Origin of the sequence: Ruthenibacterium sp. (assembly GCF_017421385.1) — a bacterium.
In the GTDB taxonomy this organism is placed as follows: domain Bacteria; phylum Bacillota; class Clostridia; order Oscillospirales; family Ruminococcaceae; genus Ruthenibacterium; species Ruthenibacterium lactatiformans.
This window is the reverse complement of record NZ_JAFOIN010000081.1, coordinates 161,961-176,441: the sequence shown is the minus strand read 5'-3', so window position 1 is coordinate 176,441 and position 14,481 is coordinate 161,961. Positions and strand designations below refer to the sequence as shown.

The following is a 14,481-nucleotide window of genomic DNA, read 5'->3' as shown; positions in this document are numbered from 1 at the left end:
CACACGGCGCCCCGCACCTGTTGGTACGGGGCGCCGCTTTCCTTTTCAAATACTCAGAAGCCGCCGGCCGTACGCGGGAACGGCAGTACGTCGCGGATGTTGGGGATGCCCGTCAGATACATGATCAGGCGCTCGAAGCCCAGGCCGAAGCCCGCGTGCTCCACAGTACCGAAGCGCCGCAGCTCCAGATACCACTCATAATCCGCGCGGGAAAGGCCCAGCTCATCCATACGCGCCGTCAGCACGTCCAGCCGCTCCTCACGCTGGCTGCCGCCGCACAGCTCACCCACGCCGGGCACCAGCATATCCGCCGCAGCCACGGTCTTTCCGTCGCCGTTCACACGCATATAGAAAGACTTGATCTCCTTGGGGTAATCCGTCACAAATACGGGCTTTTTATAGATCTGCTCGGTGAGGAAGCGTTCGTGTTCGGTCTGCAGGTCCGTGCCCCACTCCACCTTATACTGGAACGAATCGTTGTGCTTGCTCAGGATCTCCACGGCCTCCGTGTAAGAAACGCGGGCAAAATCGCTGTTTATCAGCGCGTTCAGGCGCTCCAGAAGCGTTTTGTCGAAAAACTGGTTGAAGAAAGCCATCTCGTCCGGGCAGGTCTCCAGAACATAAGCGATGACGCTTTTCACCATTGCCTCGGAGAGGTCCATCTCATCCGCCAGGTCCGCGAAGGCGATCTCCGGCTCGATCATCCAAAACTCGGCCGCATGGCGCGGTGTGTTGGAATTCTCGGCGCGGAAGGTGGGGCCGAAGGTATAGATCTTGCCGAAGGCCGTGGCCATCGCCTCGCCCTCCAGCTGGCCGGAGACCGTCAGGTTCGTAGCGCGGCCGAAGAAATCCTGGGAAAAATCCACCGCGCCTTCTTCCGTTCGGGGCGGCTGGGCCGCGTCCAGCGTGGTAACGCGAAACATCTCGCCCGCGCCTTCGCAGTCCGACCCGGTGATCAGCGGCGTATGCACGTATACAAAACCGTTTTCCTGCAAAAACTTGTGGATGCCGTAAGCCGCCACGCTGCGCACACGGAACGCCGCGCTGAACGTGTTCGTGCGCGGGCGCAGATGCGGCATGGTACGCAGGAACTCCACAGTATGGCGCTTTTTCTGCAGCGGGTACTCCGGCGGGCACGCGCCCAGCACGCGGATGGAATCGGCGTTCACCTCCAGCGGCTGCTTGGCCCCCGGCGTAAGCACCACGCGGCCTGTCACCACAAGGCTGGTGCCCACGCCCGCTTTGGCAATGTCCTTGTAATTTTCCAGCTTGGCGGCTTCAAACACCACCTGCAGCGGCTTGAAGCAGGAGCCGTCGGAAAGCTCGATAAAACCGATGTTTTTGGAATCCCGCACCGTTTTGGCCCAGCCGCACACGGTGACGGAGGCGCCGTCGGCAGGCGCGGATGCGAAAAGCGCGCGGATCTCTGTCCTTTTCATGAGATATCCTCCTTCATAAAATGAAAAATCGACAGCCAAATGTCCCAAACCTTTAGGACGAATTGCTGTCGAATCCGCGGTGCCACCTAAATTACCGCTTGCGCGGCCACTTTTCTGCGCCAAAAAGCGCCCGCAGCTTAACGCGCTGCCCACGGCGTGCCTACGGCCGGTGCATGCCCGGCGTTCGGGTTGCGGCTCGGAAGTGTTCTTTCGGGCGGGGCGCGGCGCGGAGCTTCCACCTTCCCCCGCTCGCTTTTCCGGCTGTTCCGCCTTACTTTTCTCCGTCACTGCCTTTGAATTGTATTTATCCTATCATCCCCGACGGCGCTTGTCAAGCCGCAGACGGGTCCGTCCGCGGGCACAGAGCGCGTTTCGCGACAGAATCGCCGTTTTATACAACAAAACTACATGGAAATCCCGCTGCCACTCTCCTATAATTAAAATGTACGAAACGATATTTTATCCGACTTTGGAGGGAAAATCATGGCCCACACCGCGCTTTTGATCGAACGGCTGCTTCAATTCAGCCTGCAACATTCTCTCATCGGCGAGCTGGACGCCTATGTGGCGCGCAACACGCTGCTGGACCTGTTCGGCCTGTCTGAGCCGTGGGCGGACGGCGTGCCGGAGGAGCATCTGGACGTTCCCACCGTACTGCTGGACGCTCTGCTGGATGACGCGGCGGCCCGTGGCCTGTACGACGGGGAGGTGCCCGCTCTGCGCGTAAATTTTGAGGCGCGCATCATGGGCGCGGTGATGCCCCGGGAAAGCGAGACGGCCGTCCGGTTCGAGCAGCTGCGGCAAACGCAGGGCGTGCGCGCGGCCACGGGCTATTTCTACGGCCTGTGCATCGCATCCAACTATATCCGCACCGCGCAGATCGCCAAAAACATCAAATGGGACTATCCCTGCAAATACGGCAGGCTGGAAATCACCATCAACCTCACAAAACCGGAAAAGGATCCCAAGACCATCGCTCTGGAGCGCCTGCAGCCGGCAGCCAGCTATCCCAAATGTATGCTGTGCATCGAGAACATCGGCTATGCGGGCCGCGTGAATTTTCCCGCGCGCCAGAATCACCGTGTGGTGCCGCTGACGCTCTGCGGAGAGACCTGGTATCTGCAGTACAGCCCCTATGTATATTACAACGAGCACTGCATCGTGTTCGCCCATGAGCATGCGCCCATGGCCATCACGCCCCGCACCTTTGAGCAGCTGTTCGATTTTGTGACGCAGTTCCCCCACTACACCTGCGGCAGCAATGCGGACCTGCCCATTGTGGGCGGCAGCATCCTCAGCCACATGCACTTCCAGGGCGGCAGCTATGCCTTTCCCATGCAAAGCGCCGAAACGCTGTGCCGCTACCGTGTGCCGGAGTATCCGGACATCTCCGTCGAGACCATCCGCTGGCCCGTGAGCACCGTGCGTGCGTGCGGCCGGGACGCCGCCCAGCTTATCGGCTTTGCGGGCAGGCTGCTGGAAACCTGGCGCGGCTATTCGGATGCAGAGGCGGACATCCTGGCCGAGACCATGGAAAACGGAAGCCCCACGCCCCACAACACCGTCACGCCTATCCTGCATTATGACGAAAAAAAAGGCTATGTGCTGGACCTTGTACCCCGCAACAACCGCACCACAGAGCAGTATCCCGAGGGTATTTTCCATCCGCACCGGGAGATCCACCACATCAAAAAAGAAAACATCGGCCTCATCGAGGTGATGGGCCTTGCCATCCTGCCCAGCCGCCTTGCGCAGCAGAGCGAAGCCATCGCGGCGGTGCTGTGCGGCCAAACGGACGCAAAAGCGTGCAGAGCCGCCGCACCGGAGCACGCAGATTGGCTGGACCTTTTGGTGAAAAAATACGGCACGGCGCTCTCCCCCGAGCAGGCGCAGGACGCTGTGAAACGGGAGATCGGCGCGAAGTTTGAAACGTGCCTGGAGCACGCGGGCGTGTTCAAGCTGACACCGGACGGTCTTGCCGCCTTCGACCGTTTTCTTGCCGCGCTGGGCTGCGAAAAGCTGTAAGGCCGAACGGCGCCCTCCCAAATGAAATAAAACCGCGCCCCGTAATATGCCGTTTCGTCCGGCATCCGCGCCGCTTCGTGCTGCGATTTCAAATTTGTAATATTTATTCACAATTTGCTCACTTTTTCTCCGGTGTTTTGTCAAATATGGCTCGTATCATTGTATGCAAGGAAAAAATACGTCCGCTTTCGGAACGTACCTTAGAAAGGTCGATGCTGTATGGGGAAACTGGAAAAAATCGAAAAATGTGTTCAAAAGGGGAAAGAGGATGAGCTGGTCAAGCTCGTGCATGACCGCGACAAAAACGTCCGTCTTGCCGCCATTGCCGGGCTGGGCAGGGCCGGAAAGGACAATGCCTGCAACGTCCTCATCACCCTGCTGCTGGACGACGACCCCGAGATCCGTTCCGCCAGCGCTTCCGCGCTGGGTGATCTTGGCGACCCGCGCGCGCATACGCTTCTTATGCATCATCTGGGCGTGGAAAAGGATGAGCGGGTGGCAGCGGCCATCAAGGACGCTGTGGGTAAGCTGCATGGCGGCGGCTGAAGCTTCAGGCACAAAAACCAAAACGGGAGCTGCTTTAAAAGCAGCTCCCGTTTTGGTTTTCCATACACTCGTTTTTTATGCAGACGGGGCTGCCGCAGACACGTGGTCCGCTCCCTCTCCGGACGACTCCCCCCGTAGGAAACGGTCCAGTCTGTCGGCCTCGGCGGCAAAATCGCACCCGATCAATGAGCTTTGCAGGCCGGATGAGATGGACCACGTCTCCTCGCGTTCGGGCACTGTCATCTGCTGTGCCTGCTTTCCCAGCAGCACGGGCATCTTAAACAAAAGCTGCCACAGCTCACCGTTGGTAAGGTTCGTTTCGATGCGGGGCAGCAGCTTGTTTGCGATGAGGTCCAGCTTGGGCAGGCTCAGCGTGGCCACCTGGTCCGCCGCAGCCTGCACAACTTCACGCTGGCGCTCCACACGCTCCCAGTCGCTGTCCAGCTTGCGCATGCGCGCATACACCAACGCGGTGGGGCCATCCAGCCGCGCCGTGCCCGCCGTCCATTTCTGCTCCCCGGCGATGCCGTTCATATAATCGGCCTCCGCCTGGCTCATATCCACCACCACGCCGCCAATGTCGGTAATGGCGGTCTCAAACAGGGAAAAATCGATCTTCACATACCGGCTCACATCCACTTTGAAATACTCCTGCAGCGTTTTCATCAGCAGGTTCGCGCCGCCGTAGGCGTAGGTATGCGTCAGCCAGTCGTCACCGCGGTTCGGAATGGAAACGCCCACGCCGCGCTCGAAGGATACCAGCTTCCATGTGTTCTTTCTGCTGTCCACCGAAAGCATCATGATGGAGTCCGCGCGGGCGCTGCCGTCGGCGCTGTTTTCCCGTTCGTCGGAGCCGATCAGCAGAACGTTGATGACGCCGCTGTTGATGTTAACCCCGCCCTCCGGCGGCGCGATGCTGCCGCCGTTTTCCATCACGTCGATGCCGCTCAGATCCATGCCGTCAAAGGAGAGCACTGCATCTCCGGGGTCCGTTCCGCTCTGGCTGCTGCCGCCCTGTCCCGCCAAAGGGCGGGACAGCAGGTCCATTTTTCCGCTGATATAAGCGGCTCCCGCCGCGCCGGCCAAAAATACAACCAGCACGACCCCCGCCGTTACCGATAAGAATATCTTTTTTCTGCGTGAAAAGCTGTGCTTCACTGTAATGCCTCCCCGCGCCGGGCGCGTTGTTTCCTTTGTAGACTGATACTAGCACAGAAATATAAAAAAATTGTGGAATTTCCGGATAAAATTTTTCCGCAAGGTACCGAAGAGCCCGAAAGTCCTCCATTTGTCTTTTGCCATTTATTTTATATTCCCCGCATTTTGGATTGATTTCACAAATTTTTGTTTTATAATTAAATTAATTTAGCGTTTTAGCATCAATATAAAGGAGGCCGTTTATGGAAAATCCCGCGTTTGACGTCGCGGCGCTGCTTGCGCCGCCGGATATCCTGAAAAGCAAATGTGCTCTCTGCATCCAGCCCCATCCCGACGACAACGAGATCGGCATGGGCGGCACCGTGGCGGTGTTGGCGCAGGCGGGCTGCACGGTGCATTACCTCACCGTCACCAACGGCGACCAAGGGAATAAGAACCGCACGGCGTCCCCTCAGGAGACCGCACGTGTGCGCCGCGCCGAAGCCATTGCCGCCGGAACACACCTCGGTGCAAAGGCGTTCCACTTTCTGGACCTCGGCGACGGCACGCTGGACGATGTGCTGGGCCTTTCGGCACAGATCGCCCGGGTCATCCGCGAGGTGCGGCCGGACGCTATTTTCGCGCCGGACCCCTGGCTGGCCTACGAGAGCCACCTGGACCATGTTGTAACAGGGCGCGCGGCAGCCAACGCCTTTTTGATGAGCGGGCGCGCCGCCATTCCCGGCGGCGGGGACACGCAGCCGCACGCCGCGTCTGCCATCGGCTATTATTTTACCGCGCAGCCCAATACCGTTGTGGATATTTCCGCCGTATTCGAAAAAAAGTTCGAGGCCATCGCGCTGCACGACAGCCAGATGGATGCGCAGACGTTGGCCATGTATCGCGTCTACTTCGGCATGAAGGGAAAAGAACAGGCCGCGGGTAAGAACTTTGCGCTGGGCGAGGGGCTGAAAGTTCTTTCTCCGCTGCACGCGCACTGCTTTGTGGATGCCGCGCGCATCTGAATACGATCGAAAGAGGCGAGAATATGGAAAAAAACAAGACCTGCAACCGCCCCTGGCGCTATTCTCTGGCGATGTTCGGTTTGTCTATCGCAGGATACATGTACGTTACTTACGGCACCTTTTTTTACACCGAGACCATCGGCCTTTCCATGAAGCTGATCGCGCTGGGCAATGTGCTGTATGCGGTTTGGGACGCTTTCAACGACCCCATCGCGGGTTATCTGTCGGACCGCACACGCACCCGCTGGGGACGGCGCAAACCCTGGCTGCTGGTGAGCGTGCCTGTGTTCGTGCTTTCGTCCATCCTGTTTTTCAGCCCGCCCGCATCCCTGGGCACGGGCGTGGGGCTGGCCGTATATTTCACGGTATTTCTGATGCTGACAGAGACGGGCAACACCATCTCCACCGTGAACTACCACTCCCTGCTGCCCGAGCTGTACCGCGATGAAAAGCGCCGCAACCAGGCGAACGCCCTGCGGCAGGCCATGCAGCTGGTGGGCATGATCATCGGCGTTTCGCTGGTGCCCATGATCACTGCGGCCATCGGTTACCGCGCCACGGCGCTGGCGCTGGGGCTGCTCAGCGGCGCGCTCATCCTTTATTCCATACTGGGGTGCCGGGAGCGCAGTGAATTCAGCCAAAGCGAACAGCCCGGCCTGCTGGCTTCGTTGAAAGCTCTGGCCACCAACGCCAATTTCTGGCTTGTGTCCGTCTCCCACTTTTTCTACCAGTCCACCAGCGGGCTGTTGCTGGCGGGCATTCCGTTCTACATCAAGTACGCGCTGCAGCTGCCGGACAGCAACGCCACATTTCTCTCCGCGGCCGTGTTCGTCAGCGCCATCCCCTCGATGTACCTCTGGTACCGCCTTATCAACCGGCTGGGCACGCTTAAATGCTGGCGCATCGCGCTGGCGTGGCTGGGACTTTCGCTGGTGCCGATGTACTTTGTGCACAGCCTGCTGCCCGCATGCCTTGCCGGCGTATTGGTGGGTGTGGGCATCGCGGGCGTGACCGCCAACCTGGACATGGTGAATTCCGTGCTCATCGAGGACGACGCGGCCCGCTATGGCGTGCGCCGCGAGGCCACGTTCTTCGCGGGCATCAGCTTTATCACCCGTCTTTCCAGCCTGACGCGCAGCGGCGTTTTTCTTCTGCTGTTCACGCTGTTCGGCTTTGAATCCGGCGAAAACCCCGGCGCAATGCCCGGCACTGCCGCCCGCTTTATGATGATCGTCTTTCCCATCGCGCTGATGGCGCTCTCTGTGTGCGCCTCTCTGCTTGTGCGCTTCCGCGCTCCCGCCGCCAGGGCCGCAAAGCCCGCAGCAAAGCTGTAGATCCCTCCGCCGCCCGGCGCTTCTGCGCATTTCCGGGCGGCGCTTTTTCTTACCGCTCTTTTCTCCTGCGGGGAAATATGGTACAATGCCCCGCAGAAGAGGCAGCGGCGCACAGGGCCGCCGGGGAAAGGGGAAATGGAGCATGGACTATACGCTCGTCAAGCAGGTGCGGGACAATGCTCCCCTGCGGGAGAGTTTTTTCGCACTGGCCCGGCGTGTGTTCGGCCTTTCGTTCGAGGAATGGCACCGCGCGGGCTGGTGGACGGACCGCTACGTTCCCTATACGATGGTATACCGGGACGGCAGCGCGGCAGCCAACGTCTCGGTCAACCGCATCGACACGGTGTGGCGTGGCGAGGCGCTGCGGCTGGTGCAGCTGGGCACGGTGATGACGGCTCCGGAGCACCGCGGCAAGGGCCTTGCCCGCAGTCTGATGGAAGCCGTACTGGACGACTGGGGCCGCACCTGCGACGGCGTTTATCTTTATGCCAACGGCACGGTGCTGGAGTTTTATCCCAAATTCGGCTTCGTCCCCGCGCGGGAGCATGTCTGCACACTGCCGCTGCCCGCCCGGGGCGCCGCTCCGGCGGAGGGCGGTTTTGCGCGGCTGGACATGGACACGCAGGCCGGGCGCGCGCTGCTGCTGCGCTGCTATGAGCGCTCCAACCCTTTCTCCGCTCTGCCCATGCTGGATAACCCCGGCCTGCTGATGTTCTATTGCAGCGGCTTTTTGAAGGACTGCGTCTATTACTCTTCCGCTTATGATCTGGCCTGTGTGGCCACGGAGGAGGACGGCGTTTTCACCTGCTGCGACTTTTTCGGCACGGGCCGCTGCACGCTGGAGCAGGCAGTGTGCGCCGCTGCCTCTGCCGCTTCGCCCGGCGCGGCGCGGGCCGAACTGGGCTTCACGCCCGCAAGCGCCGCCGCATACGCCCGCGCGCCCGTGCAGGGCGACGACCATTTGTTCGTGCTGGCGGGCGGAGCGAATATTTTTGCGGAAGACCGCGTGATGCTGCCGCTGCTTTCCCATGCCTGAACGCGGCGCCGCAAAACGCCAGAGAAGAGAGGAGGAGGCTAAATGCCAGCGCTACATAGGGAAGTAATTTGGCAGGTCAATGCAATATCAAGAGTTCTTAAAAAATCCTATACAGAAAGGGAGCGTTGCAGAATGAAGAATTCTGCGACGCTTCCTTTTTTGGGTCAGGGCCCTCGTTTTGGACAGGTTCTGTGGAAAAAAAGGCGGGTATTTTGAGTATCTGGGCATAGCGAAGCAGACGTTACCGGGAAAAGTAACGCCAACTGTGGAAGAATTCAATTGTCCGGTTTCTACGCTATCTGGACATCAGAAAGATGGACGCCTAATCTGCCTTTTTCCTGCTTCATCCAGTATTTTTTTAGGTTAAAGCCCAGAGCCAGAAAGAACAATTCCGTCCGGACATTTGCCTTGCCTCTGGTCAAAAACCGGCGGAAGCCAAAGTCATTCTTCAACAGCGCAAAGGCGCCCTCAGACTGGATGGAGCGGCACATCCTCAGATGCACACCATGCTCGGTTCGGATGTTGCGCTCAGAGAAGGCACGCTTTTCCCAAAAGGTCTTTTTCAGCATGAGCTCCTTCGGCTGGTCTGTATCCCTGGCTTTACAGCAGGCTTCTCTGCTGGGACAACCTCTGCAATCCTCGCAGCGATACCATGCCGTTGTCACAAAGCTGCCGTCCTTCTCTTCTGTATATTCCCGACGTAGCAGGAGCTTTCTCCCCTGGGTGCAGGTGAAGCAGTCCTCTTCGGCATCGTAGGTCATATTTTCAATTCGGCCAATCTGCTTCTTGAATTTCTTGCTCTTCTTCTGTTCGTAATTGGAAGGCTTGATAAAGCTGGTCTGGCCGTTTTGCTCCAGATACAGGTAATTATCCAGGCTTTCATAACCGGCGTCCGCTGTCACTTCCTCATACTTTGCCCCATGCCGTTTCTGCATGGTACGAAGAAGGGGGATGAGCGTCCCAAAGTCTGTCCGGTTGGAAAACACATCGATTCCGGTGATGAATTCGCTGTTTACTGCCGCCTGGACATTATACCCTGGTTTCAATTGTCCGTTGCGCATATGGTCCTCTTTCATGCGCATGAAGGTGGCGTCATGGTCTGTTTTGGAATAGCTGTTGCGTCCGTTTCCCATAAGGGACAGAGCTTCTTCATACCCCTCCCACCGCTGCCGCAGTGCATCCAGCTCCTCCCACTGCTTCTGGGCCTCGCTCTTCTTTCGGCCGCTGCCGTGGACGAAGCTTGCCTCTGACGCCCGGGTTTCCAGGTAGCTGTTTAGAGCATTTAGGGATGTAACCCCAATGTACTTCCGCACCTTCTCCTCCAGCTTCGACAAGTGCTTCTCCACGCTTTTTCTCCAGCAGAAGGTGTAGCGTCCGGCTCGGCTCTCCAGCTTTGTGCCGTCGATAAACACCACGGAATGGTCTGTTGCGCCCCATTCCTTCAGCTTTCGGACATACTGGTAGAACAGGTCTTCCACCGCCTCTGCACACCGCCCGGTACGAAACCGGGCCCAGGTGCTGTGGTCCGGCACCGGTTCATCCTCCAGCAGCCACATAAAGTCCACACGGTACCGGCAGGCCTCCTCCAGCTTTCGGCTGGAATAAATCCCGCACTGATACCCATAGACCATTACCTTGAACATCACCCGTGGGTCCACCTTCGATTTCCTCCCTCGGGGAGAATAGGCGCAATACAGTTTCCTGTAATCCAGTTCCTCAAGCTGGGCGCTTGTCAGTCGCACGGGTGCGTTCTCCGGTAATAAAATTTCGTTGTGAATGGCAAGTACCAGTTGACCATTCCGCTCATATACGGTAAACTGGTCTTGCGTTGTTAGGTTTTTCTTCACAAATTAATCTTAACGCAAACAACGAGGTTAGGAAACCCTTTCGGGCTCCTATCCTCGTTGTTTTTTTCAATGCCTATTTTGCAACGGGCCCTTTTGGTTTAATGTCATACTATATATTGTATTTGTAGCAGTGTTTTACCCTTTGCATTTTGTCCTGTCGCTTAAATCCGCTGTACAATATTAAAAGCTATCAAGATATTCTTGCGGTTAATAGATCATTCGTTAATTAGTTCAACAATCCAGTTTATCCAGCCTTTAATAGTGGATGAACGTCGTTCATATGTACTACTGCTATTCACATTATACAAATTGGATTTTTTCATGATTTGTATAATTTCATTTTTGTTCGGCATAGTCCCGGTCTCAAAATATCTTTTTAGGGTATCAGCAAACACACCATGCGATAAAATACAAGTACAAAACGCAAGTTGTCTTTGCTTAAAACTCATATTCAAAATTTTACGTCCTATATCAGACAACCTATACAGCGCTTCGCCGTTTCCCCTGCGCTTATCAATAAGCCCCAGATACCGGGCAGCATCCGTATAATAATTTGTTTGTCTTGCATCAAATGCATATTGTTCCGTTACATCATTTCTGCTTAAATCTTGGTCGTTGAGCAACTCGCATATATTGATAACACGGTCGAATTTATCGGCCTGCGGAAATGGTAACTGCGGCTCTACTTTGCAAATTGAGGAGTGTAGAACCTGTTGAATATCGTCTGTTGTAATTGTAGTGTCCTCTACGGTATAGTTACGCTGCTGGACAAGGACAATAGAACTATAATTGCCTGGATCTGCAAACTTATATTCGTAAATATGGTAAATTCCGTTAGAATACACCAAAAAAAGCGGCCTCACGGGTTTAGTTACACGGTTCTTCCACACTCTGTATGGATAATACAACTGGCGCACTAAAAAATCGTCAGATAAGTCGCGCTTTGCTTCAAACAAGGCGAGACTGCGAATACCCTCATACGCCGCATCAATTTCAATCTGCGAATTGTTCACAGTAACTGTATAGGAAGAATCATTTCCCAGATTGTTAATGCTAAAGTCGAAAACACCCGACCCCATTCTGCCAGAAACCGTAGACACAATTTCTTCATCGCCTAAAAAGTCGGCAATGATACCCGCCACAACAGCACAGTTCAATGCAATGGCTTCGCTTGGTATATTACTACTATCCAAACTCTGTATGTACGCAGGCAACGACACTTTCGTTACAGAAAAATTATTTGGCTCAAATGTATGGTATGCGTCAAAATGGGCAATAACATAATCTCCACGAGTAACGGGCAGAATGGAGAGCTTGTTGTCGGAAAATATCTGCGGCAAATTAATTGTATGGTCGAATTTTGACATTAGACGCGGTTCACGAACTTCTTTAATTTGCTTGGAAGATATTTGAAATTGTCCTGTTCTTTCGATGTGCTTTAGAATATCATACTTTTTAAATAATTGTTCCCATGCAATATCATTAAGGCCTTTCTGACGCTCACTCATAATTACGCACCACCACTTCGTCAACATCTCCACGCTTTGAAGCTATGGCATTAACAGCGCGCTTTGCCTGTACAACTGTAATATTATATGCAGCATACTGCTCCATAATAAAGCCCGTTGCGGAATTGGAAAGCATAAATTTTATGCCGCGGACAGATAGTTCGTCACAGCATTTACGCAATCTAATTTGGTCTGCGCGGGTAAAGCCACATTTAGAATATCCTGTAAAACTGGAGGTTTCTGAAACCGGGTCATATGGGGGATCGAGGTATACAAAAGCTCCTTTTGGTAAGGTTTTCAGAACATCCTCGTAATCAACTGTTGTCATACTAATATCGGCTGTGTTAAAATATGCACTGACTGCACGCAGGACAGGCGCATTAACGATATTGGGATTTCGGTAATTACCAAACGGTGAATTAAACTCCCCTGCGTTATTCACACGGTAAAGTCCATTAAAACAAGTTTTATTTAAATACAGCACTCTCGCCGCTTTTTGGACTTCGGATAGCTTTGCATAATACTCTTTATCACGATCCCAGTCTCTCACGGCATAAAAATATTCGGAAGTGTTTTCGTACTTTTCCAGTTCTGCAATCAATGCTTCCACGTCATTCTTTATTACAGTATAAACACGAATCAACTCCGGATTTATATCATTTATACATGCAACACTTGGTTGGAGATGGAACAACAACGCTCCTCCACCAATAAAAGGTTCACAGTATGTTGTAATTCTGCTTGGCAACAACGGGCGAAAAGTTTCTAAAAGCTGTCTTTTGCCTCCCACCCATTTCAAAACAGGGACTACTAGCTTATTTTTTTTCATGTTGTCAGCCCCTTTCATAGAATTTCATACAAATATACATTATATGTTGTACCATTCTCATTTAAAAAAGTCAATTGCCACGCCGAAAGTTCACAATTGTCTCTCCTACCTTGCCTGTTACAATATAAAAAATATGTCTTGGTTATATAATCCTCATTAGCATTGGCGCGGGTTGTATCGTACAAAATGTCATTACACTGTGCGAGGTGACACTCATTATGTATTGTGTCCTAATTAGTCTCGTTATGTCTCATACTGTAACAAACCGGAAAAACATATTGACGGTTTCATAGAGAAACATGGTGCAGCATCATATCTTTGGTGCTGCACCATGTTTTCTAATAAAATACTTTCTCATCAGGCGCTCTCAAAAGGCATCTCCCTTTTCCCCCTCTCCCGTTACAGGCGCTCTTACAGGCGTTCGCCCTGGGTGGGCTTTAAAAACCATAGGCACACAAAGCCCGCCGCCGTGGCCGCAATGGCAATGAAATGCCGCACGGCCTCGCCTTCAAAGCAGCGGGCCAGCAGCGGGAAGCCTACGCTGCCCACACTCATGCCCAGCGCCAGAAAGCCGTAGTTGATGCCCGCGTTCTTCTGGCCGAACAGGTCTGTTCCGGCCGCGGGAATGACAGCGGCCTCGCCGGAATAGCAGAACGTAAGCAGACTGTACACCAGGATCACCCACCAGCTGCCTGCATAGATGAACCACACCGAAAATCCGCACAGCGCAGCCAGCAGAAGCATGTCGGTATACCGCCGTCCGATCTTATCGCTGAGCCAGGGCATCAAAAGCCGTCCTGCCGCCGAAAAGACCGAGCCCACCACGATGCAGGCCAGCGCCGCCGTCTGCGAAAGCCCGCGCTCCTGTGCCAGCTCCACGATGATGGGGCTGAACAGCAGCACGGCCGGCGTTGCAAGCCCCACTACGGCGAACATCAGCCAGTATTGGTTTGTTTTGAGCATTTCTTTTACGCTGTAGTCCCGCGGCCTTTTGGGTGCCGGTCCTCCGCCGCGCTTCTGCTTCGCTGTTTCCCGGAGCGGCTGCTCCGGGTTTTCCAAAATAGCCGCGCCCGCGCCGCACACCGCCAGCATCAGAAGGCCCAGCACCCAGAACGCGGTGCGGATGCTCCAGGTGCCGATGAGAAAGCGGCCCAGAAACGTGAGCACCGCGCCGGACGCGCCCACCGCGCCGCCAATGACGCCTGTGGCCAGGCCCTTGCGGTCCGCATACCACTTCTGCGCGCAGGACATGACCGAAGGATACAAAAACGCACAGCCCAGCCCCACAGGCATGCTGAACACACCGTAAAAGAACCACGGATTTTCCCCCGGGATGAAGCCCGCGCCGCAGAAGCCCGCCGCCAGCAGCACCGCGCCTGCAAGCCCGGCCGTGCGCGGCCCCTTTTTGTCCTGTAAAAGGCCGCCCAGGATACACCCAATGCCGAAAAAACAAATGGTGAGGCTGAAAATCATGGCCGCGTTCTCTTGCGAAAGGGAATAGCCCTCGCACACGCCGCGCTGAAACACGCCCCAGGCCGCGGGCACGCCCGTCAGGACCTGGATGGCCGCGCCCGCGGCGAGGATCACCCATCTGTGCTGCTTTAAAAACGCCTGCATCATTCCAACTCCTTTGCGGGCGGCGCACGCGGCCCCGCCTCCGGGATAGTATGCGCACAGGCCCGGGGGATTATTTCTCTTTTCTCCGCTTGACGAGGCTCTGGTTTGCGTGTAAGATTTTTTCATAACAGAAAAAGG

11 protein-coding genes are annotated in these 14,481 nt (G+C 55.4%); 5 read left to right on the top strand and 6 right to left on the bottom strand.

The window, feature by feature from the left end; translation table 11 throughout:
- Nucleotides 1-53 precede the first annotated feature (53 nt).
- Complete coding sequence (gene asnS / locus IIY41_RS09890; protein ID WP_055080201.1) at nucleotides 54-1,439, bottom strand: asparagine--tRNA ligase; 1,386 nt, start codon at nucleotides 1,437-1,439, stop codon at nucleotides 54-56.
- 483 nt (nucleotides 1,440-1,922) lie between these two features.
- On the opposite strand from asnS, the gene IIY41_RS09885 reads away from it, so the two are divergent.
- Both IIY41_RS09885 and IIY41_RS09880 read left to right on the top strand, forming a co-directional pair.
- Nucleotides 1,923-3,464: a UDP-glucose--hexose-1-phosphate uridylyltransferase gene (locus IIY41_RS09885; protein WP_287400549.1), complete on the top strand. Its 1,542-nt coding sequence runs from the start codon at nucleotides 1,923-1,925 to the stop codon at nucleotides 3,462-3,464.
- Between the two features lie 219 nt (nucleotides 3,465-3,683).
- Entirely contained in the window at nucleotides 3,684-4,010 is a 327-nt protein-coding gene (locus tag IIY41_RS09880) for a HEAT repeat domain-containing protein (protein WP_050006294.1), read from the top strand.
- A 75-nt stretch (nucleotides 4,011-4,085) separates the two neighbouring features.
- Here the strand turns inward: IIY41_RS09880 and IIY41_RS09875 are convergent, their stop codons facing one another.
- A complete protein-coding gene (locus IIY41_RS09875) occupies nucleotides 4,086-5,168 on the bottom strand; it encodes an LCP family protein (protein WP_055080203.1) in 1,083 nt (360 codons plus the stop codon).
- 242 nt (nucleotides 5,169-5,410) lie between these two features.
- On the opposite strand from IIY41_RS09875, the gene IIY41_RS09870 reads away from it, so the two are divergent.
- The 3 genes from IIY41_RS09870 to IIY41_RS09860 all read left to right on the top strand — a co-directional run bounded on the left by IIY41_RS09870 (nucleotide 5,411) and on the right by IIY41_RS09860 (nucleotide 8,542).
- The gene (locus tag IIY41_RS09870) at nucleotides 5,411-6,172 is read left to right on the top strand and encodes a PIG-L deacetylase family protein (RefSeq protein WP_009324111.1); all 762 of its coding nucleotides are present in this window, start codon (nucleotides 5,411-5,413) and stop codon (nucleotides 6,170-6,172) included.
- A 23-nt stretch (nucleotides 6,173-6,195) separates the two neighbouring features.
- Nucleotides 6,196-7,506, top strand: coding sequence for an MFS transporter (locus IIY41_RS09865; RefSeq protein WP_009324110.1), 1,311 nt, complete (start codon nucleotides 6,196-6,198; stop codon nucleotides 7,504-7,506).
- 85 nt (nucleotides 7,507-7,591) lie between these two features.
- Entirely contained in the window at nucleotides 7,592-8,542 is a 951-nt protein-coding gene (locus tag IIY41_RS09860) for a GNAT family N-acetyltransferase (RefSeq protein WP_205485768.1), read from the top strand.
- A 290-nt stretch (nucleotides 8,543-8,832) separates the two neighbouring features.
- Here the strand turns inward: IIY41_RS09860 and IIY41_RS09855 are convergent, their stop codons facing one another.
- The 4 genes from IIY41_RS09855 to IIY41_RS09840 form a co-directional block, all read right to left on the bottom strand.
- Nucleotides 8,833-10,389 (bottom strand): IS1182 family transposase, encoded by a 1,557-nt coding sequence (locus IIY41_RS09855; protein ID WP_154522292.1) that lies wholly within the window; start codon nucleotides 10,387-10,389, stop codon nucleotides 8,833-8,835.
- A gap of 215 nt (nucleotides 10,390-10,604) precedes the next feature.
- Nucleotides 10,605-11,897 carry a type II restriction enzyme gene (locus tag IIY41_RS09850; protein WP_055080207.1) on the bottom strand — a complete coding sequence of 431 codons (1,293 nt, stop codon included), beginning with the start codon at nucleotides 11,895-11,897 and terminating at the stop codon, nucleotides 10,605-10,607.
- Nucleotides 11,890-12,726, bottom strand: a complete 837-nt coding sequence (locus tag IIY41_RS09845) for a DNA adenine methylase (protein ID WP_055080208.1) — start codon at nucleotides 12,724-12,726, stop codon at nucleotides 11,890-11,892. The genes IIY41_RS09850 and IIY41_RS09845 overlap by 8 nt, the downstream gene beginning before the upstream one ends.
- 411 nt (nucleotides 12,727-13,137) lie before the next feature.
- Nucleotides 13,138-14,346 (bottom strand): MFS transporter, encoded by a 1,209-nt coding sequence (locus tag IIY41_RS09840; protein WP_287400543.1) that lies wholly within the window; start codon nucleotides 14,344-14,346, stop codon nucleotides 13,138-13,140.
- Nucleotides 14,347-14,481 lie beyond the last annotated feature (135 nt).